Origin of the sequence: Nakamurella sp. PAMC28650 (assembly GCF_014303395.1) — a bacterium.
Lineage (GTDB): Bacteria > Actinomycetota > Actinomycetes > Mycobacteriales > Nakamurellaceae > Nakamurella.
The window spans coordinates 2,868,476-2,893,430 of record NZ_CP060298.1 but is presented as its reverse complement, the minus strand read 5'-3'; the positions used below and the strand labels follow the sequence as shown (position 1 = coordinate 2,893,430).

The window sequence follows — 24,955 nt, the reverse complement described above, 5'->3', positions numbered from 1 at the left end:
GGCACCGGCTCGCAGAGCGGGGTCCTGCTGTTCCGTCGTCCGCGGTCAGTAGGATCCTCGCGACCCGCAGTTCGCCAGAGACGACCTGCACCTCGTCAGATTCGTCCATCAGTGCAGGGAGAAGAGCAACGTGGTCATCCAGCGGACCGGCAAAGCCTTTGGCATCGACATCGGCGGTACCGGGATCAAGGGCGGCATCGTCGATCTCTCCACCGGCGAACTGATCGGCGAGCGCTTCCGCAAGGACACCCCCCAGCCCGCGACGCCGGACGCCGTGGCGGACACCGTCGCCGAGGTGGCCGGCAACTTCGACTACAAGGGCCCGTTCGGCGTCGACTTCCCCGGGGTCGTCCTCGGCGGCGTGGTGCAGACCGCCGCCAACATGGATCCCAGCTGGAAGGGCACCGATCTGGTCAAGACCATGTCGGCGAAGCTGCCGGGACCGGTCACCGGGCTCAACGACGCGGATGCCGCCGGACTGGCCGAAGCCCGATACGGGGCCGGCCGCGGCCACGACGGGGTGGTCATCATGGTGACCTTCGGGACGGGGATCGGTATCGCGATCATCCACAACGGCCAGCTGATCCCGAACTCCGAACTCGGTCACATGGAGTTGGACGGCCACGACGCCGAGACCAAGGCGGCGGCCTCGGCCAAGGAGCGCGAGGGCCTGAGCTGGGAGCACTGGTGCAAGCGGGCGTCGAAGTATCTGTCGGCGCTGGAGAATTTGATGTGGCCGGAGCTGTTCATCCTCGGTGGCGGTATCTCGAAGAAGCCGGACAAGTGGGTTCCGCTGCTCAAGTGCCGTACGCCCCTGGCTGTCGCCCAGCTCATCAACAACGCCGGAATTGTCGGAGCCGCCCTGGCCGCCCACGAAGCCAGCGCCCTCTGAGTTCGCCCGGATCGCGACCACGGTCGGAATGTCCCATACCCCCTTCTACCTGTACTAATCGGTCGATAAGTCGTGCCCGGCCAGGTATCGCCGTTACACTGGCACATGTCGTCCTCCGGGCAGCCCCTCTGACCCGGTCCTTCCGTACAAAGCAGCGATCTCCACGCGTGCAACGAGCGGACCACGGCGGCTATCTTTCGTGAAAGGGCATCAGTGGCAGGCGCAACAGCTTCCTCCTCGCAGATCAGCACCGAAACTTCGGCACACGGTCACAGCGGGCAGATTGTCCAGGGGTCGGCCGAGTCAGGTCCGATCCTGAGCCAGGCCCCGTCGGCCGTCGTCGTCGACGGTCAGGTACCGGCCCAGGCCCACGCTGCGCCCGCACACACCGGAGCCGCGCCGCACAAGGCTCCCGCGAAGCGGACGCACACCAAGACGGCGAAGGCCCGTCCGGTCAAGGTGGCCGGCGGAGCCGGCGCCGAAGCCGGACCGGTAGCCGATCAGAGTGCTGATCAGACCCCCGAGCCACAGGATGTCGACGCTGCCGCGCTGGCCGAGGTCGAGGTGGTCGAGATCGAGATCGAGTCCGTCGAATCCGAGATCATCGAGGTCGGAGCGATCGAACCCGACGCAGAGGAGGACGAGACCACCGACGAGGAAGAGGCGAAGGCCAAGGCGAAGGGGCCGGCCACCGTCAAGGCCGAGTCCGACGAATTCACCTGGGACGACGAAGAGGAGTCCGAGGCTCTCAAGCAGGCTCGCAAGGACGCCGAGCTGACGGCTTCGGCCGACTCCGTCCGGGCCTACCTCAAGCAGATCGGAAAGGTCGCGCTCCTCAACGCCGAGGAAGAGGTCGACCTGGCCAAGCGGATCGAAGCGGGTCTCTACTCGGTCGAGCGCCAGCGCCAGAGCACCGAGGTGGGCGACAAGATCACCACGCAGATGCGTCGGGATCTGAACTGGATCAAGCGTGACGGCGAGCGGGCCAAGAATCACCTGCTCGAGGCCAACCTCCGGCTGGTCGTCTCGTTGGCCAAGCGGTACACCGGTCGCGGCATGGCCTTCCTGGATCTCATCCAGGAAGGCAACCTCGGTCTGATCCGCGCGGTCGAGAAGTTCGACTACACCAAGGGTTACAAGTTCTCGACCTACGCGACCTGGTGGATCCGCCAGGCCATCACCAGGGCGATGGCCGACCAGGCACGCACCATCCGCATCCCGGTGCACATGGTCGAGGTCATCAACAAGCTCGGCCGCATCCAGCGCGAACTGCTCCAGGACCTGGGCCGCGAGCCTACCCCGGAAGAACTCGCGAAAGAAATGGACATCACCCCGGACAAGGTGCTGGAGATCCAGCAGTACGCCCGTGAGCCGATCTCGCTCGACCAGACCATCGGCGACGAGGGCGATTCGCAGCTCGGCGACTTCATCGAGGACTCGGAAGCCGTCGTCGCCGTCGATGCCGTCTCCTTCACCCTGCTGCAGGATCAGCTGCAGGCCGTCCTCCAGACGCTGTCCGAGCGCGAAGCGGGAGTCGTCCGACTGCGATTCGGCCTCACCGACGGCCAGCCGCGCACGCTGGACGAGATCGGCCAGGTCTACGGGGTGACCCGCGAGCGGATCCGGCAGATCGAATCCAAGACGATGTCCAAACTGCGTCACCCGTCGCGGTCGCAGGTGCTGCGCGACTACCTGGAATAAGCCCCGCCTTTCTGGGCTGGGGTCAATCGGCATCGGACCCCCCGTCTTCTTGATTCAGGGGGTCGAACCGGCTCCGTGACATCGGGCCAGTTCTCCACCGGGAGCGGGTCGTCGGGGCTGTCGTAGACGTGGCCGGTCGGCGTCTGCCACCGGGTGGTGTGCGGTCCGGTCCGCACAGACTGGTGCCCCGCAGGGGTTTTCGACCGATGATCATTCCGGCGCTTCAAACCCAGATTGCAGGCCGCCGTCGCCCCGCGAGGCGACGGCACCAGATGATCCGGATCGCATCTCGGTCCCGGCACCGTGCAGATCTGGTTGTCGCACACGCCTCCCGCCATCGCACCGTCGCCCCCAGCTTCCGCGACGGGAATCGCCGCAACTCCGTCACCGCCAACAGATCACCACCGGCATCGGTGAGAAATCGGTGGAACAACGTCCGCGGTTGCCGGGTCGACTCCCGGACGGTCTCCGACGGCACGGCGGCCGACAACGAGCTCATCCCATCCAGATCCGACCGCAACGAGACCTCACCAATTCACCCACCAACGCAGGCGCCCGCTCGGCAGTGGCAACACCCGGATCCCCATGACGAGAACGCCGGTACAGGGGTACGACAGTCACTCGAATCAAGACTTGTTCCTGCCACGAGCGTCTCATCCATCCCGCCCGTCACACATGCAACGTCATCCAGGTCCCCGTGGAGGTGCTCGGGACCCGGCCGACCTGGCCAGGACGGCGATCGCCCTCCCTTCGCCCCGGTTCTTCCCGGGTCACAGGTTCCGCTGCTTCAGCCCCGCGGCGACCACGGCCAGCAGGACGGCACCGCCGATCAACAGCAGCGGCCCGCGGGCGAAGAGCCGTCCCAGATCCTGCGAGTACTGCTGCCCCACCGCGAATTTCGGGACGAAGGGAGCCTGCCGGGCCCGGAAGGCCACGACCCCGTAGGCGACCAGCGGGACGAGAACTGCCATCGCGGGCGGGGTGTGCAGCTGCAGAACCGGTGCGGTCGCGACACCCCAGAGGAGCGTGGCGAGTTGCGGGAGCAGCATCGCCGCGGATCTGGCCCCCGCCCGGCTCAGGCCGTAGCGATCGGCGAGTGCGGGGCTGCCGGAGAACTGCCGCACCGTGCTGCACAACCCGGAGGCCGCCGCGACCGCGGCGACGAAGGTGATCACCACCAGAGCCGTCGGGCCCCAACCCACACCGGACAGCAGAGCCCAGGCGGCGTAGGGGATCAGACCCATCACCACCCAGCGGACCACCGCCGGCCGATTGCGCAGGGTTCGCCGCCGGTCCACCGCGATCACGGCGGCTCGACCGGTGCCGGACAGCGGCCGGGGGGCCGCGTGGCTGCGCCGGCGGCCGGGGGCGGCCGACAGCATTGCGGCGAGCGGACCCAGCGACTGGTCCTGGACGGCCAGCGCCATCGACGAGACGGATCCCGACCCGGCGGCCAGCGACGAGAGCGGGATCAGCCCGACCCCGGACAGCCCGAGGGCGACGAGGCACAGTGCGACGACGATGCCGATCCCGGCCGCGGTCCACAACGTGCCGCCGTCCAGAGGCTGAACCTGCCCGAGATCGAGCACCACGGCGGCGGCCACCAGCGCACCCGCCCACCACAGCCAGCCACGGCCACGCGGTGCGCCGGCCGGCCGCAATCGCTGCTGCCACATGGCCAACCCGCCGGCGGACACCGCAGCAGCGATACCGAGCAGCACCGAGGCCAGCGCCTGCCCGTGTCGGAATCCGGCCGCGTCGGCGAGGACTGCGCCCAGCACGACACCCGGGACCGTCAGCAGTGCCAGTACGCCGGTTGCTCTGCGTCGCAACAGGCTTCCCCGGTCCAGGGGGGTCGACAGGAGCCAGGCCCGCCACTCCCGGGACGCGGTGACCGGACCGAGCGCGACACAGGCCAGCCCGATGATCGCGACACCGGCCAGCAGCAGCACCCCCGCCGCCGGCCAGTTGACCGGCGACCCGGCGGTGGCCGAGGTGTTCAGGTCGTTCCACGCCCCGATCGCGATGCCCGGGGTGAACCAGAGGACCGCGACCACGATCTCGTAGCGCATCCCGCCCCCGGTGCGTCGGCGACCGCGACGGGCCGCGGCCCGCAGATATCTCGCGAAACTGGCCGGCCGGGTGGCATGCGGTCGGCGGACGGCCGTCCGGTCAGGCACCGGTCATCCCGGGTACTCCTGGGAGGAGTCTTCGTCGCCGTACCCCTGGGCATCGTCCGGATCCGACATCAACTCGGTGGACAGCACCACCTCGGAGTCGGCCACCTCGGCCACGAGATCAGCGTCGTGGCAGGCCATCAGCACCGACACCCCGGCTCGCCGCTCCGACATGATCTTGGCGGCCAGCCACTCCCGGCCCGCTCCGTCCAGGTTCTGCTCCGGCTCGTCCAGGATCAGCAGGTGGCGCGGCCGGACGAAGCAGGAGGCCAGTCCGAGCCGGCGTCGCTGCCCCTGCGACAAGGTGAACGGGAAGCGGTGCTGCAGATCTCGCAGGCCCAGTTCGCCGAGTACCGCGTCGATGGTCCCGCCCGGCTCGTCGTCACCGTGCGCCCTGGCCATGAACTCCAGGTGCTCGCGGACCGTCAGGTCGACGAACTCGTCCCCGGCCCCCAGAGCGAGCGCGACCGAGGCGCGCACCGCCGGCAGGTTGTCGAGGTACTTCGTACCCTCGAAGAGCACGGCACCGGAATCCGGCTCGTCCCACCCGACCACGCAGCGCAGCAGCGTCGACTTGCCGGACCCGTTGGACCCGGTCAACGCCACCACCTCGCCGCGATCGACGGTGAAGCTGACGTTCACCAGCACCGGCGAGTCCCCGTAGGACTTGCTGACGGCGTCCAGTTCGAGCACCGGGACCCGCCGGGTCCCCGAAGGCCCGGTACTCAGAGCCAACTGCCGTCCCGCGGCCCGGCCAGGAAGCTCTTGACCGGCTGGATCTGCGCCTTGATCGCGACGATGGCGGTCGCCCGCACCACGACACCGCTGCCGGGCGCACTCTCGTGCAGACCGTCCTCCTCGCGGGCGATCGCGATCCAGCGGTTCGCCACCACGCTGGCGGCCGCCTTGCTCGGCAGGTTGTGACCGACCAGCACCCTGGTGCCGCTGGTGAGCTCGAGCCAGACCTCGTGGAGATCTCCCGTCTCGGCCACCCTTCACGACCCCGCGGTGGCGGTGCCCGCGGACGGCGGCTCCGGGTTCGGCGACCCGCCGAGCAGCGGCGGGACCGCAGCCGCCGGCTCGCCCAGCACGTGCTCGGCCAGGAAGCCGAGCACCACCTGGTACCAGAGCTTGGCATGGCCCGGCGTGAGGACCCAGTGGTTCTCCGTCGGGAAGTACAGGAAGCGGTGCGGGGTGACCCCGTCGTCGTCGGCCGCCAGCCCGGACTTGGACAGCAGGTCGTACCAGAGCCGGATGCCCTGGCCGATGGGTACCCGGTAGTCCTTGTCGCCGTGCACCACCAGCATCGGCGTCCTGATCTGCTCGACGAACGCATGCGGGGAGTTCGCCGCCGTCATGGTCGGGCTCATCTCGCGTTCCCAGTAGTTGGCGCCGTCGGTCGACGGGCCGAACTCCTCCAGCGACCAGAGGCTGGCGTGCGTGACGATGGCGCGGAAGCGGTCGGTGTGGCCGGCAACCCAGTTGGCCATGTAGCCGCCGAAGGAACCACCCATCGCCGCGGTGCGGGAGGCGTCGATGTCCGGGCGGGACTCGACCTGGTCGGTGATCGCCATCAGATCCGTGAACGGCGCTCCGCCCCAGCCGGCCCAGCCGCGCTGGACGAACTCCTGGCCGTAGCCGGTCGACAACGCCGGGTCGGGCAGCAGCACGGCGTAGCCGGCGGCCACCATCGTCCACGGGGTCCACCGCCAGGACCAGGCATTCCACGAACCGAGCGGACCGCCGTGGATCCACAGCAGCAGCGGTGCCGGATGCTCGGCGTCTGCGCCGTGCGGCAGTGCCAGCCAGCCGCGGACCTCGACCCCGTCCCCGGCGGCGGCACGGATGTCGACCAGCGTTCCGGGGAGCTCCGGCGGCGCGGCCGGAGCGATCAGGGCCATGGTCTCCCCGGCCCGATCGCCGGTCAGCTCGATCCGGACGGGATGGGACGGAGCCAGATAGCTGGTGCGCAGGGCGTAGACGTACCTGCCGTCCGGCGAGACGGTCAGATCGGTGAACGCGGCGTCGTCGACCGTGAGCCGGCGTACCTCGCCGCCCGCGCCGGACACCACGAAGACCGGGGCCCGCCCGTCCTGGTCGGCGCCGATCACCAGACCGGAGCCGTCCGGCAGCCACGCGAGCTCGTGCGGCCAGCGATCCCACCCCTCGGCCGGTCTGCTGACGCTGCCGTCGGCCACCTGCACGACCTCGACCGTCGTCGCCGGTGCGGTGACCGGCGTACAACGACGTTCGCGGAGGTAGGCGACCTGGGTGCCGTCCGGGGAGAAGCGTGGTCCGAACAGGTCCGCCTCCGGATCGGCGCGCAGGGTCCGGTGTTCCCCGGTCGCGACGTCGATCAGGACGATCTCGCTCCGTTGATCACCAGCCCGGAGCGGTCGGTGCCAGCCGGTGACGAACATGCCGCCGTCCTGGCTGAGATCGCCGCTCTGCTCGACCAGGGCATCACCGGAGGACGGGGTCAGATCGCGCAGCTCCGGACGCCCGCCGGATCCGGCCGCGTCCAGATCCCCGCTGAGCAGATGTGGACGGTCCGGGCCCAGGTCGTGGTCCCAGAAGCGGACCGGGTAGCCCGCGTGCAGGATCGCCGACACGTCGGCGTCCTTGCGGTCCTTGCGCATCGAGTCGTCGGCGGCCAGATCCGCTGCGCCGGGCAGGACGGGCGCCGGTGCGACGACGACGGAGGCCCTGGCCGCGGCATGGACCCCGGAAAAACCCCCCACCCTCGAACCGATCACCCGCGCCTCGCCCAGCCCGGAGGGCAGCATCCACAGCGGGGCACGCTCCTCGGTCTCGGTCGTCTCCGGATCAGACCTCTTGGAGGTGAAGAGCAGGTCACCGGTACTGGTGAAGGTGGCGCTGGACTCTCCCGCGGCGCCGTGCGTCAGCCGGACGGCCGGCGCCTCACCCAGCGGATCGACCCGCCACAGCGCGCTCTGGTAGCGATGGGATTTCGGGTCCGGGGTGCTGACGGCGACCACCAGGTCGGTGCCGTCGGGCGAGAGGATCAGCCCGGACATCCGCGGGAAGGCGACGAAGGCGTCGAGGTCGGCGAAGACGCCGGATCGGCTCGTCGTCAGATCGGTGGGAAGGTCATCGGCTGGATTGCTCACCCTGGTGTCCTATCACGAGCTTCAGCTCCAGCCGACCAGCAGTGTGACGAACGGGATCCCCAACAGCGTCGCCGCGGCCAGGTACACCCCGACCAACCCCGGCAGGGGGAGCGGACAGGGGTGCAGCAGCCGGTCGACCCTGGCCGCCACCGACCGACCGGCCACCACCGGCGTCTGCGAGCCCACGATGCCGGAGTTCCGCGACACCCCGGCCAACGCCACCGTGGCCAGCGCCTTGGCCAGAATCGCCGGCGACGACCTCCGCGCGGCCCAGTCGTCGGCCAGCATCTCGGTCAGTTCGGCCACCGACTCGGCCGCCGACCTGACGCCGGGGAGCCAACCCACCGCCGTTCCCCAGGCCTGGAACGGCAGCACCATCAGATCGTGCCGACTGCGGACGTGCGCTCGCTCGTGATCGATGACCGCGATCAGCTCGGCCCTGGCCAACAGGTCCAGCAGGCCCGCCGACAGCACCACCCTGGAATGCCACCCCGGCAGCGTGTAGGCGACCGCGGTCGAGTGGTCCAGGATCCGCACATCGGCCAGCAGGTCGCCGATCTCGCGACGGGCGCCGACGGTCACCGGGTCGGCGCAGCCGGCCGTCCGATCGCCGGCCGGGCGGTCACCGCCGGGGCGGTCGCCGGTCAGCAGGTCCAGCAGGAGCCGGTGGGCCCGGCGTCGCTGCACCGCGAGAAGAACACTGCGCATCAGCACACCGAACAGAATCAGCGCCGCGGCACCGGACAGGGTGCCGGTGATGATGCCGTGGCCCGTCATGCCGGCCAGTGGACGGCCCTCCCGGAGTCGGCCCAGCCACGTCCCCGAAGCCGTCAAGATGTTGTGGCCCAACGGTTCCAGCGCCAGCATGACGCCCGCTCCGATCAGGCACAGGCCGGCGGCAAGACACACCGCCTGCCACAGGATGAGGGAGGCCCGCGGGGCTCTCCGGGTCCAGCCCGCTCTGGCCAGCAGAGCACTGACCGGGGCGGCGAGCAGGACCGAGGTCACAGCGAGGCCGGCGGCCAGGACGGGGGCGGCCGGCACGGTCCTCAGTCTACTTTCGCGGCGCTGGTCCCGCGGGCGATCACCTGGTCAGCGACCGTCGAGCGCGCGACGGAGGGCTTCGACATCCTCCGGTGAGACCGAGCCGACGAATCTGGCCAACGCGTCGTCTCGATCACCGGCCGTGTCCAACACCTGGCGCATCAGATCGGCGGTGTGTTCCTCACGGCCGGCCACGGCCTCGTAGGTGTGCGCCCGACCGTCGCGCGCACGGCGGACGATGCCCTTGCCCTCGAGCCTGGACAACACCGTCAGGACGGTGGTCACCGCAAGATCACGGCCGGTCAGGGCATCGGTGACGGCGCGAGCCGTCATCGGCTCGACCGCATCCCAGAGCACGTCGACGACGGCACGTTCAAGCTCACCACGGCCGACCACCGACCCACCTCGCACTCGATCTCAGGGCCGTGACAGCGCATTGCCCGACCTGCAGAAATATTCTACTTCACGTAGAACTTCTACAAGTTGTCGAATATTGTGGGGGCCATGTCAGTCATCGCAGCCGGCTACCCGGCCGGGCTCACCCCACGCGAGGATCAGGTCCTCGGACTGGTCGGACTCGGGCTCACCAACCGCCAGATCGGCGGACGGTTGGGCATTGCCGAGAAGACCGTCAAGAACACCGTCACCATGGTGCTGGCCAAGCTCGGCCTGCAGCGGCGGGCACAAGCCGTCATCTATGTGACCGTCAGACGCATCACTGCTGACCAGGCCGCGGAGGGATCACCGCACCGCCGCGCCTGACCGAGGCGGTGTGAACGGTTCGACGGGCGGCGCGGAAACCTCGCGCAAGCGGCCGCCGGACATCCGCAGCACCTGGCTGCCATGCCGCGCATCTTCGGGTCGATGACTGATCAGGAGCACGCACCGAGCGTCGTCCGGACGCATCGCGGCCGCCGTCACCGCCTCCGCCGTCGCCTCGTCCAGGTGAGCGGAGATCTCGTCCGCGACGACGAGCGGGCGGTCGGACAGGAACGCCCTGGCCACCGCGATCCGCTGCCGCTGGCCGCCGGACACCGCCAGACCGTGCTCCCCCACCGCCGTGTCCAGACCGGCGGGCAACTCCCGCAACCACCCACCGAGACCCGCATCGGCGCAGGCCCGGTCGACGTCGGAAGGGGTGGCCTCAGGACGGGCCAGCCGGACGTTCTCCCGGATCGAGGTGTCGAACAGATGCGCCCGCTGATCGGCCCACGAGGCGAGCCCGCTGCCGGCCAGCGACCCCACCGGCCGACCGTCGACCGTGATGCGGCCCGCGGTCGGACTCAGCAGCCCGACCAGCACAGCGGCCAGCGTCGACTTCCCCGACCCGCTCTCCCCGGTGACCACCACCCGCCCCCCCGGCGGCAGGTCGAGGTCGATGCCGGTCAGCGTGTCCTGGTCCGCGCCGGGCCAGCGGGCACTGACACCCCGGAGCCGAATGGTCCCGACCTGCGTGCAGACCTTCGACGCGACCTGCGTCCCGCACTGCGTCCCGGTCCGAGGTCCGGGGACCGCGGACCCGGCATCCTGCGGTCCAGGGGCCAGCAAGCTCGACAGGCGGCGGCCGGCCGCATCGGACCTGGCCAGCGCGGTAGCCGCGTCATGGACCGCGCCGACCATCTCGGTCAGGGCCAGCGGCATCAGCACGAGCACGGCCAGCCACGCGGGCCCGAGCCGGGAAGTGGCCACCGCCGGAGCCCCGAGCACAGCGGTCAGCACGACCGTACTGCCCGTCGTCAGAATGCCGGCCGCGACCCCGACACCGGCCAGCCGAGCCGCCACGAGGCGAACACGAACCTGCCTGCGCTCGTTGGCCGCCAGCCGGTCCAGCGCCGAGGGCAGCGCGCCGATGGCGACGAGATCGTTGATCTGGTCGAGAGTCTCGGTCAGCAACTGGTCCCGCTCCAGCCGGCCGGCCACCCCGTCACGCTCGATCGCGACGGTGCGCTGCGCGGTCAGCACCGGGACCAGCACGCAGCCCAGCAGCAGGCAGAGCAGCAGGGCGATCCCGATCGCCGGCAACAACGACCAGGCCACCAGCACGGCCGCGGTTCCGACCACCGACGCCGAGATCAGCGGGAGCAGGCCACGCAGCAGGATGTCACCGACCTCATCGGAGTCGGTGACCACCAACGACAGCAGACCGGAGCGCCGGCCGACCGCTCCCCCGCGCTGCACCAGGGCCGTCAGCGAGGTGATCAGGGCCGATCGGATCGCCCCGATCACACGGAGGGCGACGTCGTGCGAGACCAGGCGCTCGGCATACCTCAGGACGCCGCGGCCGAACCCGAACGTGCGGACGGCCACCACGGCCACCACGGCCACCAGCAGGGTCAGCACGGGCGGGTGGGTGGACGCGGTGGCGATCAGCCAACCCGCGGTCGCCATCAGGGCGACCGACGAGCCGAGGGCCAGGGCGCCCAGTGCGGCCGAGAGCATCCACCTCCACCGCCAGGGCCGGACCATCCGCATCACCAGAGGCATCGTCATCGGGTCACCGCCATCTCGGACTGCACCGCCTCGGACTGCACCCCCTCGGGCCGGGCGACGAGGCCGTCGAGAACCCGCACCGTGTCGGCCAGGACCAGCGGCGCCGGGCGGTGGGTGGAGATGAGCACGGTCCGTCCGGCCAGCAGGGCAGCCATGCCGCTCACCACCAGGGCCTCGGTGTCCGGGTCCAGATCGGCGGTGGGCTCGTCCAGCAGCACCACCGGCGCGGTACCGGCCAGCGCCCTGGCCAGCGCGATCCGGTGCAGCTGACCGGCCGAGAGCCCGGCGCCGTCGTCACCGAGCTCGGTGTCCAGACCGTGGGGTAGGAGTCGCAGGAAGCTTTGCGCAGCAACGGCTTCCAGCGCAGATTCGAGGCGCTCGGGATCCAGCGCGCCACCCAGCGCCAGATTCTGCGCGATGGTTCCCGGCACCAGTACGGGCCGTTGGCCGCACCAGGCGACAGTGTCGCGCCAGAGGTCGGGACGGATCTGCGCCAGATCTGTCCAACCGGCGTCATCCCCGGAATCGGCGACCGTGCTGACCTCGATCCGCCCGGCGTCCGGGCGGAGCAGCCCCGCGACGAGCGACAGCAGGGTCGTCTTTCCGACCCCGCTCGGACCCCGCACCACGGTGATCGACCCGGCCGCAAGGGTGAGATCCGTTGGCGCCAGACCGCGACCGTCACCGAAATCGACCGACGCCCCTGTCATCCGGACGGACGGCACCGCAGTCAGGTCCGTCCTGGTCCCGGCCGGCGGCAGCGGGGTCTCCAGGATTTCCAGCACCCGTTCGACCGCAGCCATGCCATCGGCGGCGGCGTGGAAGCGGGCGCCGAGGGTACGAATCGGCAGGTAGGCCTCCGGCGCCAGGATCAGCACCGTCAGGGCGACCTGCAGGCCGACCGATCCGGACACCAGGCGCAGCCCGACGGTGACCGCGACGAGGGCCACCGACAGGGTCGAGAGCAGTTCCAGTACCAGCGAGGAGAGGAACGCGAGCCGCAACGTCACCATCGAGGCCTTGCGGTGCTCATCGGCCACCCGCGCCACGGAATCGGCCTGCGCCCTGGCCCGGCCGAACACCACCAGCACCGGCAGACCGGCCACCACGTCGGCGAAATGGCCGGACAGCTGGGCCAGCACCCGCCACTTCCTGGTGGTGTCGCGGTCGGCATACCAACCGACCAACGCCATGAACACCGGGACCAGCGGCAAGGTGATCAGCACGATCAGGCCGGTCTCCGGGTCCAGGACCAGCAGGCAGAGGACCATCGCGACGGGGACCAGTGCGGCCAGCACCACGGCGGGCAGGTAGCGGGCCAGGTAGTCGTGCATCCCGTCGAGGCCGGTGCCGAGCACGGTGCTGGTACCGGCACCGCTGTGCCGGCTACGCCAGCGCGGCCCGAGGGCGGCCACCTGGACCAGTGATCGGCGGCGCAGGTCGGTCACGACCCTGGTGGCCGACGTCCTGGCCGACACCTCGGCCGCGTAGCCGAGCAGCGCCCTGACCACGATCACCACGGCCAGCGCGACCAGCCGGCCGGAGACGCCACCGGGACCGGCGTGACCGGTGACCAGGTCGGCCAGCACGCTCGCGATCAGCGTGGCCATCGCGATCATCGACCCGGCCGAGCAGACCCCGATCAGCACCGAGACGGCGAGCAGGCCGCGCACCGGCCCGGCCAGGCGCAGCAGCGCCGGGTCGATCGGTCTCACCCGGACACGCGATCCCTGGGCGTCGTCAGGTCCGTGAGATCTGTGGTCGGGTGCGTCGTCGAGGCACGGGTCGGCGAGGACGGCATCTGCCGGGTGGAGATCCGCCGGCGGAACACCCAGTAGCTCCAGGCCTGGTAGGCGACGACGAACGGGACGAGTGCGAGCGCCACCCAGCTCATCACGACCAGCGTGTAGTGCCCGGACGCCGCACTGGTCAGCGTCAGGGTCCCGGCGGGATCGGTGGTCGAGGGCATCACCGCCGGATGCAGGGCCGCGAACCAGCCGACCACCAGCAACAGGGTGGACACGGCAGAGGCGAGGAAGGCCCATCCGTCCCGGCCACGCCTGGTCAGCCACCAGGCACCGGCCAGAGCGATGACGGCCAGCGCCGCGACGACGGCACTCACCGCGCTCCCCCGGATGCCCTGCTCCCAGGACAGCGTCACCAGCATGACCGCAACGGCCGCGCCGCCGGCGCGCACCGCCACCGAACGCGCCCGTGCCCTGACCTCGTCGGTCGTCTTGAGGGCCAGATAGATGGCGCCGTGGGTGAGGAACAGCAGCAGCGTGGTGGCGCCCATCATCAGCGAGAACGGGTTGAGCAGGGTGAACAGATTGCCGGTGAAGTTGTGGCCGGCGTCCAGCGGCACCCCCCGGACGATGTTGCCGAAGGCGACGCCCCAGAGCAGGGCGGGCAGCCACGACGACACCAGGATCGCGAGATCCCAGTTGCGACGCCACTTGTCGGAATCACCCTTGCCGCGGTACTCGAAGGCGACGCCCCGGACGATCAGGCACACCAGGATGATCAGCAACGGAAGGTAGAAGCCGGAGAACAAGGTGGCGTACCACTCCGGGAATGCCGCGAAGGTGGCGCCACCGGCGGTGAGCAGCCAGACCTCGTTACCGTCCCAGACCGGCCCGATGGTGTTGATCAGCACCCGTCGGCCGCGTTCGTCCCGACCGACGATCCACAGCAGCGCACCGACCCCGAAGTCGAAACCCTCCAGCACGAAGTACCCGATCCACAGGACCGCGATCAGGACGAACCACAACTGGTTCAACCACATGGTGTTCCACTTCCAGACGAATGGGAGATGACGCGGGACCGATCAGTACGCAAAGGTCAGGACACGCTCGGAATCTGCGGGATCCTCGTCGGCGTCAGCGTTGTCGACGTCGTCCGGGTCGTCCGGCGGACGCAGGGTCACCGAGTCGAGCGCCTCCTTCTCGCTGATCGGGCCGGCCTTGGCGAACTTGACGAACAGGCGCGTCTCGACCACCGCAAGCACGCCGTAGAGCGCCGTGAAGACGATCAGCGACGTCAGAACCTCACCGGCAGACACGTTGGGTGACAACGAATCCGCTGTCTTGAACAGGCCGACCACCGTCCAGGGCTGACGACCCAGCTCGGTGAACACCCAGCCGGACGCGTTTCCCACGTAGGGGCCGACGATCGACAGCATGGCCAGCCGCCAGACCCACTTGGACGTCGGCATCCGCCCGCGCCTGGTCAGCCACAGCCCGACGATCGAGACGACCAGCAGGACCAGTCCGGCACCGACCATCAGACGGAACATCCAGTACGTCACCGGCACGTCCGGCCGGTAGTCACCCGGGCCGTAGAGCTGGGTGTACTGGGCCTGCACGTCGTTGATGCCCTCGACCTTGCCGCCGAAGCTGCCGGTCGCCATGAACGACAGCACGTCCGGGATGCGGATCGACCAGACCTCGTGCGCCCCGTCGAGCGTGCCGACGGTGACCACCGAGAAGGACGCCGGTTGCGACGTGTTGTAGAGCGCTTCTGCGGCAGCCATCTTCATCGGCTGGACATCGGTCATCACCTTGGCCTGCAGGTCACCGGAGATCAGCACCGCGACCGAGCCGATCAACATGCCGACCAGACCGATCCGCAGGCAGGGCCGGAAGATGTCGATGTCCCTCTTGCGCATCAGGAACCAGGCCGACACCCCGGTGACCAGAACGGCCCCGGTCAGGACGCACGCGAGGATGACGTGGGCGAAGGTGTAGATCTGGAGCTTCTGGAACAGCACCGCCCCGATGTCGGTCATCTTGGCGTGCTTGGTCACCGGGTCGATCCGGTAGCCGACCGGGTGCTGCATGAACGAGTTGGCCGCCAGGATGAAGTACGCCGATGCCGAGGTGCCCAACGCGACCAACCACATGCAGGCCACGTGCAGACGCGGCGAGAGCTTGTCCCACCCGAAGATCCACAGTCCGAGGAAGGTCGACTCCATGAAGAACGCCAGGAGCGCCTCCATGGCCAGCGGCGCGCCGAACACGTCACCGACGAACCGGGAGTAGTTCGACCAGTTCATCCCGAACTGGAATTCCTGCACGATCCCGGTGACGACGCCGATGGCGAAGTTGATCAGGAACAACTTGCCCCAGAACTTGGCGGCCCGCAGATACTTCACGTTCCGGGTGCGCACCCAACCGGTCTCCAGGATCGCGATGAACAGCGAGAGCCCGATCGAGATCGGGATGAACAGGTAGTGGTAGACGGTGGTGATGCCGAACTGCCATCTGGCCAGAGCGAGGGAGTCCATGGGTGTCAGCGTGCAAGAGCGGGCGGTCCGCCAACAGGGCCGAAAGTCCCGGCACCGACGTGACCGCCCGGGTGAGGGCAATCACAAATTCATGCGCGTCGACGGCGTGGTGTTCACCACGGGCGAAGTCCGACCCGTTTGCTTGTATCGGATGGCACCATGAAGTGGTCCTTGTAGATGTTCGAGGGGCGGACCGGTCCAGACCGGCGGTGGCCTCGAACGACAAGTACCCGTCAGATGAATGTGTGGTAACGCATTCGCATCGGAGGGAACAGACCGGAGCCTTGTGGCGTCGGACTAGATGTACACACAAGCCATCGCTCGCGGTGGCCGTAGATGGGAGGACGACATGACCGGAACCCTGGCCAGTCCCGCAGCACTCACCGCAGCCGATCGTTGCGATCGGTGTGGAGCCGCCGCGGCGGTACGAGCTGTTCTTCCCAAGGGTGGTGAGCTTCTGTTCTGTGGCCACCACGCGCACGAGTACTCCGCCAAGCTCGAGGAGCTCGCAGCGAGCGTCTACCGCACCGAGAACTGACCTACCCTCCCCGCCGCTTCCGGGCCGGTGGGGTTTCAGACAGCACCGTCCGCGCAGGGGCGGACCGCTTCGGCGGTCCGCCCCTGTCGCGTTCTCGGCGTTTCTTCCGATGTGCAAGTGGTGGCGCGACGGGGCAGTGGTGGTCCGATCGGGCATGGGCGATGATGGTGCAGGCGCCCTGACCGGTGGCGCTCCGCCATGCCGATCCGAAGGGTGCCTCCGCGAAGATGTCCGCTCCACGCGAACACCTCGGGGGGCGCCGGCCGACAGCAGACGGCCGCGGTGTGTCCTGGCCGGTGACCAGTGACCTCGGGCCCCGCCCTCCCCGTGCCGACGTGCTGGCCGCCCTCCTCACGATCCTGGCCGGCGCCGCCGGTCTCGGCCAGTTGCTGCTGTCCTGGAGCTCGACGGTCACCGGGGTCGGGCTGCAGGCGGCAGGCGGCGGAATCACCGGTTGGCAGCGCTATCAGGCGGCCCGGGCCGGCGGCGGCCTCTCGATCGGCGACACCGTGACGGCCTACTCCGTCGTCGGCACCGCCATGGCCGGAGCCGCCCTGTCGCTCCTCGGGTTGGCCATGCTGACACCCATCGACCATCGGCCGCTCGGCACCGTCGCGTTGCTGTTGTCCGTGGCATCCCTGGCCGGGTCGGCGTGGTGGCTGGTCCGCGGGCACCACACCTTCAACCAGTCGGTCGCGGACCTGTTCACCCACGCCGGTCCCGGCTGGTACCTGTTCCTGGCGGCCGGCCCGATCGGCGTCATCGGCTCCGCCAAGGCCCTGTCCACTGGTTGATGTCCGCCGATCCCGTGCAGGGGCGCAGGGACGGCAGGCCTCCGGTTCCAGACCCGGGCCCGCCAGCCTCTGCCCCCGTGGCCCGGCTCAGTGCACCGTGGTCCCCAGCGTCAGGGCGTGACGCGTCAGCAGGGTTGCCGTGTCGCTGGGATAGACCACCCGGAACCCGTCGTAGTCGCCGTAGGGGATACCGGCGTCCGTCAGGGCCGTCAGGATCCAGAACTGGGTGGCGGCCCCGCCGGAGGCCTCCACCTCGGTGAGCCAGGCGTCGTAGCCCCGGTCGCGCGTCGCAGCATCTGGAATGCCGGTGGCCGCCTCGATCTTGAGCCCGAACTCCTCGATCACCACCGGCTTGTTCAGGGTGGTCCGGCCCAGGGCGATGTGGTCGCTGATCCACTTGCTGCCCCAGGCGATCGCATCGACACCGTTCGACGCATTGCGGCCCCAACCCTGTGGGTAGAGGTGGACCGTCGCGTAGTCCACTGCCTTCAGCGAGCTCAGCGCCAGCCAGCGGTTGCCCTCGTAGGTGCTGTAGGGGTAGTCGGTGCTCCCGGTGCTCAGACCCATGCCCTCGTCGCCGATGGCCACCAACTGCCGGGGCGCCAGATGTTTGATGGCGCGGCTCACCTCGTCCGCCCACCGCAGGATGGTCTTCCCGCTCGGATCGGATCGATTCCGGGGTTCGTTGGCGAGCTCCCACGTCATGATGGTCGGGTCGTCCTTGTAGCGCAGGCCGGTGTAACGGTTCCGCCGGTTGATCACGTGAGCGGCGTACGCGAGGTAGCAGCGGCGGATCTGGGTGTCGGAGTAGAAGCGGTCGTGGTTCACCGCCGCTGCGTAGCTGTCGTCGGGGAGGTCCAGGAACCACTTGACGTACTGCTGCATGCCTCCGTAGTCGGGCCAGTTGTTGACCAGGGGCAGCACGAGCCGGATACCCAGCTGACCGGCCTTGTACACGGCGTAGTCCAGGGAATCGAAATTCGCTTCGTCGTATTCGTAGGGCCCGGTCTGCAATGCGCCGATCGTATTGCCGTCGAAGAACGCCCAGGCCCGCACCACCTGCATGGACATGGCCTTCGCGTCATTCAGCATGCTGTCGATCATGTAGTGCGACTGCGCGTGCAGGTAGTAGCAGTTGGTCCCGCCCCAGTGCCACGGTTTGCCGTTCAGCTGGAACTGGCCATGACGGGCGCCGACGAATTTCAGCTTCGGCCATGGGGACGCCGCCGCCGCACCTTCGACCGAGGGGACCGTCGGGGTCGCGGGGACCGATGCGGACGCCGACCCGTTGTCGACCATGGTCGCGGCCAATCCGGCCAGGCTCATCACTCCGGCGCCGGCCAGCAGTCTGCGCCGGGACGTCCCGGTGCCGGAATCGGAGGCGGAATCCGCTTGTGCTGCGGCACTCTCGGGCTGAATACCGGAAGCGCCGGCGTCCGCCGGACGGAACGATCTGGTCATGGTTGCCTCCACGTCGATGTGGGCCGGACACACCGCCGGGTCCGGCAGATGTGTGGAGCACCGTCGCGATCGAACAGGCGTGATCGCAGAGAACCGGTTGCTGTCTCTTTCTTAATTCATTTGTCGAGCTAAGTCAACGGCCTGTCGTGCCGGATCAGCGTTCCCGCGCCAGGAACGCCGATTCCCCGACCGCGCGAAGGTCGGGTCGAGCAGATGGTGCCGTCAGCCGGTTCTGCTCTTCAGACTGATCAGCCTGGGAGCGAACTCGCTGTGCAGGACCAGGGATGCGGCGCCGATCGACCCGACGTCCTCGGCGATCTCCGACAGCCGGACCTCGACGGCATGACTGTCCCTGGCCAATGACTTGGCCGCGAGTTCTCGCTGCACCGCATGCAGGAACAGCGGCCCGACCCGGGCGAACGCCGGTCCGGCCAGTACCACCAGGTCGAGATCGAACAGGTTGGTCAGGGTGACCACCGCATAGCCCAGAAAATCCGCGGCCCGCGAGATCAGTTCGACCGCAAGCGGATCGCCACGTTGCACGGCCTGACCGATGCGGGCGTAATCCTGTCGGACACTGGTGCCCGTCAACCTCAGCGCGGCTCCCGTACCGGCACCCACCCTGGCCCGGGCCGCGGCGACCACTGCCGGAGGGGCGCTGAACAGCTCCACGCAGCCCCGGTTGCCGCAGAAACACAGTTCGCCGAGCGGATCCAGCGAGATGTGGCCGATCTCGCCCGAGTTCGACGACGTGCCACGGCAGACCTGGCCGCCCACGAAGATCCCGGCGCCGATACCGGTCCCCATGTAGATGCAGGCGAAGTTGTTGCTGGACAACGCTCCACCCGCCCAACGCTCGCCCATGGCGGCGACGGTGGCATCGTTGTCGACCAGCACCGGCCAGGGATGCAGCAGCCGCTCCAATTCCTCGCGCAGCGGCACGTTCTGCCACCGGCCCATGTTGGGCGGGTTGAGCACCATGCCCCTGGCATGGTCGATCGGTCCTGGCGTGGCGACGCCGACCCCGACCACCCTCCGAGGGTCGATTCCGGCGTCCTGGACCAGGCGCCGCACGTCCCGGGCGACGTGGGCGATCACCGTCGCCGGGCGACTGGTCTGGCCGGCCGCGGTCCGTTGCCGCCCCAGCGGCGCGCCCAGCAGGTCGGTCAACACCGATGTCGTGGTGTCCACGTCGATCTGCACACCCACCGCGTAGCCACCGGTGGGATTGATCCGGAGCAGGGTTCTGGGCTTGCCCCCGGTCGACGCGCTCTGACCCATCTCGACCACGTACTGCTCGTCGATCAGGCGGCGGACGATGTTGGAAACGGTGGCCCCGGTCAGTCCGGTCATCGCGGCCAGCTCGACCCGACTGAGATCGTGTGCGGAACGGATCGCATCCAGCACGACGCTGCGGTTGTAGCTGCTGACCAGGGGAAGGTTCGCGCCGCCCGTCATCGCATCTCCGATTCTCTTGTCTGTCGGTGATGATGATGCCCTGTCGTCCTCGCGCAGTGGAACGCCGCCCGGCGGGAAGGTCCTGTTCACCGGCCGCACCCGGGGGCCGGCATCCGGTGCATAGGTTCGCCGACATCACCCCCGTTGACTTAGCCTCGATCAGTGGACCTGGTCGGTTCCTGACCGGCGTGGAAACTGAAGAAAGTGCCCTTGAACTGCGATAATCGGTTTGTCTAGAACCTGATTGGCGCGGATCGGAAGGACACTTTCAGTGAGATTGTTGCACGCCTGGAAACCAGATGCAGCGACGTTCGACGATCAGAATCTGGTGTCGGCGGCCGGGCTGGTCCCGGTGCTGGCGCTGGCCGAACGGACCCAGCTGCCGGAACTGGTCGGCCGGCAGCTCCGGTTCGACTCCGAACGGATCGCCTCAGCGGCGGCGAACCCCGTCGGGAAGATCATGTCGATCATCGCCGGGATGCTGACCGGCGCCGACTCCATCGCCGATCTGCAGATCATCCGCTCTGGCGGATCGCAGAAACTGTTCGGCGCGGTCTACGCACCTTCGACATTGGGGATGTTCCTGCGGGAATTCACCCACGGACACACCCGCCAATTGTCGGCGGTCCTGGCCCGGCACCTGCTGGCCCTGACCCGGCGGACCGGGGTGCTGGCCGGCATCGATGTGCAGGCGTTCATCGACATCGACTCGCTGCTACGACCGGTCTACGGACACGCCAAACAGGGCGCCAGCTTCGGGCACACCAAGATCGCCAACCGGCAGGTGTTGCGCAAAGGACTCTCACCGCTGGTCACCACCATCAGCACCGCGATCGCCGCACCGGTGATCGCCGGGGTCCGCCTGCGGGCCGGGAAAGCCGGATCCGGGCGGGGCGCCGCCTCCATGGTCACCGAAGCGATCAACCTGGCCCTCGCCGCTGGTGCCAAGCCGGCGACCATCCTGGTCCGCGGCGATTCGGCCTACGGCTACAGCGATGTCATCGCGGCGGTCCTGCGAGCCGGCGCCAAGTTCTCGTTCGTGCTCACCAAGAACAAAGCAGTCAACCGGGCCATCGGCGCCATCCCGGCCGACGCGTGGACGCCGGTACGGTATCCCGGCGCCGTCATCGACCCGGACACCGGAGAATGGATCTCCGACGCCGAAGTCGCCGAGATCAGCTACACCCTGCTGGCCGGCACCGGAAAGGCCACCACCGCCCGGCTGATCGTCCGCCGCGTCAAAGACCGCAACCACCTCGACGAACTGTTCCCCGTCTGGCGCTACCACCCCTTTTTCACCAACAGCACCGAAACAGTGACCGACGCCGACATCACCCACCGCCAACACGCCATCATCGAATCGGTGTTCGCCGACCTGATCGACGGGCCCTGGGCCCACCAGCCCTCCGGCCACTTTCCGGCGAACTGCGCCTGGACCATCCTGGGCGCTATCGCCCACAACCTGCTCCGCGCCGCCGGCACCTGCATCGACACCGCCCACGCCGTCGCGCGAGGAGCGACGCTGCGGCGTCGGCTGATCAACGTCCCCGCCCGGATCGCCCGACCCCAAGGCCGCCGCATCCTGCACCTACCCACCCACCACCCCCACCAACGTCAGTGGAAACAGCTATGGGACAACGTGTTCAGCCCGCCGCACCAACAATCGTCCGCAGCCTGAAACTACCCGAACCCGGCCGAGAACGCCGCCACAGGAACCACATTGGACACGCTGGAGCAGACCAGCAGATCAACCACGCCCGACCCCAAAAACGACACACGAACGACCGTCCGCCTCCGCAGCAAGATCATCATCCAGGCAGGTCCACTGATCGAGGCTTAGGGCCCGCCCGCGAATTATTTGGGTGTGTCCGGGCGTGTCGCGGGGTGCAGGCTGTAGTTCCAGTCGCCGTGGAAGTCATGGCGGTGTAGCTGGCTGCTTTCAAGTTCTTTGATCTGGCGGTCGCTGATCTTGATTCCCCTCTCGTAGATGCCCAGGTCCAGTTCGGCGTGGACGCTGAGCCCGGTGGTGGTGGTTGTGGCTTTGATGGTTTCGATGACGACTTCGTGGGAGGTCAGGGGTCGGGCCCGCCAGCTACGGCTGATCGCGGAGAAGAGGCGATGCTCGATCTTGTTCCATTTCGAGGTGCCCGGCGGAAGGTGGCACACGGTGATCGCCAGGCCGGTTTCGGTGGCCAGCGCGGCGAGTTCGGTTTTCCACAACCGTAGCCGGGAGCCGTTGGACCCGCCGGAATCAGCGGTGATCATCAACCTTGTTGCGCTTGGATAAGTGTTGGTGCCCACAGTGTTCCACCATCGGCGGATGGATTCCACGGCGAACTGCCCGGTGTCGGCGTCGGTGCCGACGTTGATCCATCCGGTGTTCGCGGCGATGTCGTACACCCCGTACGGGGCGACCTTGCCCAGGGTTTTGTCCATGAAGTCGTGGACGCTGGTCCGGGTGGGTTCACCCTGGGGTTCCCATTCCTTGCCGCCGATGCTGAAATTCCCGATCAGCTCCTTTTTCTTGGTGTCGACGCTGATGACCGGTTCACCGGCGGCGCTGAACGCGGTGGCCTGATCGTTGAGATAGTTGAACTGGGCGTCGCGGTCGGGGTGTTGGTTGCCCTCGAGGGTCTTGGCGTTGGCTTGCAGGCTGTATCCGTTGGCCTTCAACAAGTTTCCCACTGTGGATGCCGACACCGGGTGGCCGTTGGTGGTCAGCGTGGCGGCTAGTTTCGACGTCGATTTCGTTGTCCACCGCAGCATCGACATCGGATCGCCGCGGGTCACCGGATCCACCAGGGCATCCAACGCTTCCCACAGGGTGGGGTCGGTCACCGCCGCGCTGGGCCGGCCGGCGCCGGGGCGCCGGACCCGGCCCGGGATCTGGTCGGGGTAGTCCAATTCGCGGACTCCTTGGGCCACGGTGTCCGGGTGCGCACCGATCGCCCCGGCGACCACTTTGATCCCGCCCCGGCCCAGCGCCTTGGCTTCCGAGCCGAGCAACAACCGCCAGGCCCGCTCATCCAGATGGGGTCTGATCAGCAACAACCGTGACGTGAGGACTTCCACATCGGTGGTGGGTAGGGGCATAGCACAATTCTAGCGAAAAGAACCAATCAAACCTACGTAATTACCCGGCACGTCCTTAGTTCACCAAATCGGTTAAGAAAGACAGGTCTCACTTCTGTGCTTGCTTTCCTTGACGTCGGGGTCGGGTCGGGTCCGTTCCTGTCGTCGTACGGGCGGCGCACCCCATCAAGGAGGATCAATGGCGACCATCGGATGGTCACGGCGTCGCGGCCGTACGGCGGTGTTGGCAGTCGCAGTCTTCGCCGCACTGGTGATGTCGAGTTGCAGCAGCAGTCCAAAGTCGCAGAGTTCGACGCCCAGCGGTCAATCCGCCGCGTCGGGTTCGGGCACTCCGGCAGCGGCCGGGAGCACGACGATCCTGAACGTCAACGACGGTCGCAGCGGCTCCTACACCGCCAACTTCAATCCCCTGCAGTCGACCAGCGTCAACTCGGGCGCGCCCGGTCCCATGTACGAGACCCTCTACTTCTTCAACCAGTTGCGGGCCGATCCGCCCATGCCGATGCTGGCCACGGCCTACGCCTGGTCCGACGGCGGGAAAACGCTGACCTTCACCATCCGCGACGGCGTCAAGTGGACGGACGGACAGCCATTCACGGCCGCTGACGTCGCCTACTCCTTCCAGGTCCTGAAGGACCACAAGGCGTTGAACGGCAACGGTATTCCGTTCGGCACCATCACGGCCACCGACTCGAGCCACGTCAAGCTCACCTTCACGGCTCCGTCGTACTCGAACCTCTGGTACATCGCCGGGCAGACGTACATGGTGCCCCAGCACATCTTCTCCAAGATGGCCGATGTGGTGACCGACCTCAACTCCCAGCCGGTGGGCACCGGCCCGTTCATGTTGCAGTCCTTCGCCCCGCAGGTCTACGTGCTGAAGAAGAATCCCGGCTACTGGCAGGCCGGCAAGCCACAGATCGCCGGGTTGCGGTTCAAGGCGTTCTCGGGCAACGACTCTTCGCTCACCAGCCTGATCGGGGGCCAGATCGATTGGGAGGGCGGATTCATCGCCGACATCGACCAGGTCTACGCGAGCAAGGGGCCCAACAACAAATACATCAACACGCCACTGTTCACCACCGTGCTGCTCCCCAATCTGACCAAGTTCCCCGGCAACGACCCGGCGGTCAGGCAGGCGCTCAACCTGGCCCTGGACCGGGACGGCATCAACAAGAAGGCGTTCTCCGGACTGGACACCGACGCCAACACCGCCCTGCTGCTCTCCCCCCGGGACGCCAAGTACCTCGACCCGTCGGTCGCCGCCGGCGCCAAGATCGCCACCGACACCGCAAAGGCGCAGACCACGTTGGAATCCGCCGGCTGGGTCAAGGGGTCCGACGGCATCTACGCGAAGGGCGGGAAGAAACTCTCCTTCCCGGTGGAGATTCCCTCCGGATACTCGGACTGGGTCGCCGCACTGCAGGTGATGCAGCAGCAGCTGAAAGCCGTCGGTATCGATCTGCGCCCGACCGGTGTCTCCAACACCGCCTGGAACAGCGATCTGAACAGCGGCAACTTCACCTTCGCGCTGCAGAACCTCTTCGGTGGACCGACGCCGTACTACCTCTACAACACCTGGCTCAACACGGCGAGCCAGGCGCCGAACGGCAACAACTCGGCCCGATACTCCAACCCGGACGTCGACAAGGCCCTGGCCACCATCGCCGGGACCAACGATGCGGCCGTCCAGCAGAAGGCGTACGGCGTGATCCAGGCGCAGGTGGTCAAGGACCTTCCCTACATTCCGATCGGGCAGTCCAGTTCGCTGACCGAATTCAAGGACGGAAACACGGGCGGGTGGCCGACTGCATCCAATCTGTTCGCCATTCCGGCACCGTGGGCCCACCCTGACCTGGGCATCGTCGCAGCCAACCTCACCGCCAAGTAG

At 68.2% G+C, this 24,955-nt stretch carries 19 protein-coding genes and 1 pseudogene; 7 read left to right on the top strand and 13 right to left on the bottom strand.

Going from position 1 to position 24,955, the window contains the following annotated elements:
* The first annotated feature begins 130 nt into the window (after positions 1-130).
* Both ppgK and H7F38_RS13090 read left to right on the top strand, forming a co-directional pair.
* Positions 131-892, top strand: a complete 762-nt coding sequence (gene ppgK, locus H7F38_RS13095) for a polyphosphate--glucose phosphotransferase (protein WP_187090297.1) — start codon at positions 131-133, stop codon at positions 890-892.
* Positions 893-1,135: 243 nt separating this feature from the next.
* Positions 1,136-2,593, top strand: coding sequence for an RNA polymerase sigma factor (locus H7F38_RS13090; protein WP_187094689.1), 1,458 nt, complete (start codon positions 1,136-1,138; stop codon positions 2,591-2,593).
* A 770-nt stretch (positions 2,594-3,363) separates the two neighbouring features.
* On the opposite strand, the gene H7F38_RS13085 is transcribed toward H7F38_RS13090, so the two are convergent.
* The 6 genes from H7F38_RS13085 to H7F38_RS13060 all read right to left on the bottom strand — a co-directional run bounded on the left by H7F38_RS13085 (position 3,364) and on the right by H7F38_RS13060 (position 9,341).
* Complete coding sequence (locus tag H7F38_RS13085) at positions 3,364-4,773, bottom strand: DUF6297 family protein (RefSeq protein ID WP_187090296.1); 1,410 nt, start codon at positions 4,771-4,773, stop codon at positions 3,364-3,366.
* Positions 4,774-4,776: 3 nt separating this feature from the next.
* Entirely contained in the window at positions 4,777-5,505 is a 729-nt protein-coding gene (locus H7F38_RS13080) for an ABC transporter ATP-binding protein (protein WP_222618037.1), read from the bottom strand.
* The gene (locus tag H7F38_RS13075; protein WP_187090295.1) at positions 5,496-5,762 is read right to left on the bottom strand and encodes a hypothetical protein; all 267 of its coding nucleotides are present in this window, start codon (positions 5,760-5,762) and stop codon (positions 5,496-5,498) included. The genes H7F38_RS13080 and H7F38_RS13075 overlap by 10 nt, the downstream gene beginning before the upstream one ends.
* A gap of 3 nt (positions 5,763-5,765) precedes the next feature.
* Positions 5,766-7,808, bottom strand: coding sequence for a prolyl oligopeptidase family serine peptidase (locus tag H7F38_RS13070; protein ID WP_187094687.1), 2,043 nt, complete (start codon positions 7,806-7,808; stop codon positions 5,766-5,768).
* 114 nt (positions 7,809-7,922) lie between these two features.
* Positions 7,923-8,945: a M56 family metallopeptidase gene (locus H7F38_RS13065; RefSeq protein ID WP_187090294.1), complete on the bottom strand. Its 1,023-nt coding sequence runs from the start codon at positions 8,943-8,945 to the stop codon at positions 7,923-7,925.
* Positions 8,946-8,993: 48 nt separating this feature from the next.
* Entirely contained in the window at positions 8,994-9,341 is a 348-nt protein-coding gene (locus H7F38_RS13060; protein ID WP_187090293.1) for a BlaI/MecI/CopY family transcriptional regulator, read from the bottom strand.
* A gap of 108 nt (positions 9,342-9,449) precedes the next feature.
* Here H7F38_RS13060 and H7F38_RS13055 point away from each other — a divergent pair, with 108 nt between their 5' ends.
* A complete protein-coding gene (locus H7F38_RS13055; RefSeq protein WP_187090292.1) occupies positions 9,450-9,707 on the top strand; it encodes a helix-turn-helix transcriptional regulator in 258 nt (85 codons plus the stop codon).
* On the opposite strand, the gene cydC is transcribed toward H7F38_RS13055, so the two are convergent.
* Genes cydC through H7F38_RS13035 form a run of 4 tightly spaced genes read right to left on the bottom strand, consistent with a single transcriptional unit; the run spans position 9,687 to position 15,720 of the window.
* Positions 9,687-11,435: a thiol reductant ABC exporter subunit CydC gene (cydC, locus tag H7F38_RS13050; protein WP_187090291.1), complete on the bottom strand. Its 1,749-nt coding sequence runs from the start codon at positions 11,433-11,435 to the stop codon at positions 9,687-9,689. The two genes, H7F38_RS13055 and cydC, sit on opposite strands and share 21 nt — an antisense overlap.
* Positions 11,432-13,150, bottom strand: a complete 1,719-nt coding sequence (cydD, locus tag H7F38_RS13045; protein ID WP_187090290.1) for a thiol reductant ABC exporter subunit CydD — start codon at positions 13,148-13,150, stop codon at positions 11,432-11,434. Before cydD ends, cydC begins: the two co-directional genes overlap by 4 nt.
* Positions 13,147-14,220, bottom strand: coding sequence for a cytochrome d ubiquinol oxidase subunit II (cydB, locus tag H7F38_RS13040; RefSeq protein ID WP_187090289.1), 1,074 nt, complete (start codon positions 14,218-14,220; stop codon positions 13,147-13,149). The genes cydD and cydB overlap by 4 nt, the downstream gene beginning before the upstream one ends.
* A gap of 42 nt (positions 14,221-14,262) precedes the next feature.
* Entirely contained in the window at positions 14,263-15,720 is a 1,458-nt protein-coding gene (locus H7F38_RS13035; protein ID WP_187090288.1) for a cytochrome ubiquinol oxidase subunit I, read from the bottom strand.
* Positions 15,721-16,069: 349 nt separating this feature from the next.
* On the opposite strand from H7F38_RS13035, the gene H7F38_RS13030 reads away from it, so the two are divergent.
* Both H7F38_RS13030 and H7F38_RS13025 read left to right on the top strand, forming a co-directional pair.
* Entirely contained in the window at positions 16,070-16,258 is a 189-nt protein-coding gene (locus H7F38_RS13030; RefSeq protein ID WP_187090287.1) for a hypothetical protein, read from the top strand.
* Between the two features lie 227 nt (positions 16,259-16,485).
* Positions 16,486-17,052 carry a hypothetical protein gene (locus H7F38_RS13025; RefSeq protein ID WP_187090286.1) on the top strand — a complete coding sequence of 189 codons (567 nt, stop codon included), beginning with the start codon at positions 16,486-16,488 and terminating at the stop codon, positions 17,050-17,052.
* Between the two features lie 87 nt (positions 17,053-17,139).
* Here H7F38_RS13025 and H7F38_RS13020 read toward each other — a convergent pair whose 3' ends face one another.
* Together H7F38_RS13020 and H7F38_RS13015 are read right to left on the bottom strand one after the other, a co-directional pair.
* Positions 17,140-18,513 carry a cellulase family glycosylhydrolase gene (locus H7F38_RS13020; protein ID WP_187090285.1) on the bottom strand — a complete coding sequence of 458 codons (1,374 nt, stop codon included), beginning with the start codon at positions 18,511-18,513 and terminating at the stop codon, positions 17,140-17,142.
* 222 nt (positions 18,514-18,735) lie between these two features.
* The gene (locus H7F38_RS13015; RefSeq protein WP_187090284.1) at positions 18,736-19,971 is read right to left on the bottom strand and encodes an ROK family transcriptional regulator; all 1,236 of its coding nucleotides are present in this window, start codon (positions 19,969-19,971) and stop codon (positions 18,736-18,738) included.
* 271 nt (positions 19,972-20,242) lie between these two features.
* Here H7F38_RS13015 and H7F38_RS13010 point away from each other — a divergent pair, with 271 nt between their 5' ends.
* A complete protein-coding gene (locus tag H7F38_RS13010; RefSeq protein WP_187090283.1) occupies positions 20,243-21,649 on the top strand; it encodes an IS1380 family transposase in 1,407 nt (468 codons plus the stop codon).
* 203 nt (positions 21,650-21,852) lie between these two features.
* On the opposite strand, the pseudogene H7F38_RS13005 reads toward H7F38_RS13010, so the two are convergent.
* Positions 21,853-23,064: pseudogene (locus H7F38_RS13005) on the bottom strand (ISAzo13 family transposase); the annotation flags it as partial.
* Between the two features lie 178 nt (positions 23,065-23,242).
* Here H7F38_RS13005 and H7F38_RS13000 point away from each other — a divergent pair.
* On the top strand, positions 23,243-24,955 hold the full coding sequence (locus tag H7F38_RS13000) for an ABC transporter substrate-binding protein (protein WP_187090281.1): 1,713 nt from the start codon (positions 23,243-23,245) through the stop codon (positions 24,953-24,955).

What these genes read in the sequence shown, in the direction of transcription:
- H7F38_RS13015 (WP_187090284.1), bottom strand. Translation starts at nt 19,971, where the DNA reads ATGACGGGCGGCGCGAACCTTCCCCTGGTCAGCAGCTACAACCGCAGC.
- cydC (WP_187090291.1), bottom strand. Translation starts at nt 11,435, where the DNA reads ATGACGATGCCTCTGGTGATGCGGATGGTCCGGCCCTGGCGGTGGAGG.
- H7F38_RS13025 (WP_187090286.1), top strand. Translation starts at nt 16,486, where the DNA reads ATGTCCGCTCCACGCGAACACCTCGGGGGGCGCCGGCCGACAGCAGAC.
- H7F38_RS13020 (WP_187090285.1), bottom strand. Translation starts at nt 18,513, where the DNA reads ATGACCAGATCGTTCCGTCCGGCGGACGCCGGCGCTTCCGGTATTCAG.
- cydB (WP_187090289.1), bottom strand. Translation starts at nt 14,220, where the DNA reads ATGTGGTTGAACCAGTTGTGGTTCGTCCTGATCGCGGTCCTGTGGATC.
- H7F38_RS13035 (WP_187090288.1), bottom strand. Translation starts at nt 15,720, where the DNA reads ATGGACTCCCTCGCTCTGGCCAGATGGCAGTTCGGCATCACCACCGTC.
- H7F38_RS13000 (WP_187090281.1), top strand. Translation starts at nt 23,243, where the DNA reads ATGGCGACCATCGGATGGTCACGGCGTCGCGGCCGTACGGCGGTGTTG.
- H7F38_RS13055 (WP_187090292.1), top strand. Translation starts at nt 9,450, where the DNA reads ATGTCAGTCATCGCAGCCGGCTACCCGGCCGGGCTCACCCCACGCGAG.
- H7F38_RS13070 (WP_187094687.1), bottom strand. Translation starts at nt 7,808, where the DNA reads ATGTCCGGGCTGATCCTCTCGCCCGACGGCACCGACCTGGTGGTCGCC.
- H7F38_RS13030 (WP_187090287.1), top strand. Translation starts at nt 16,070, where the DNA reads ATGACCGGAACCCTGGCCAGTCCCGCAGCACTCACCGCAGCCGATCGT.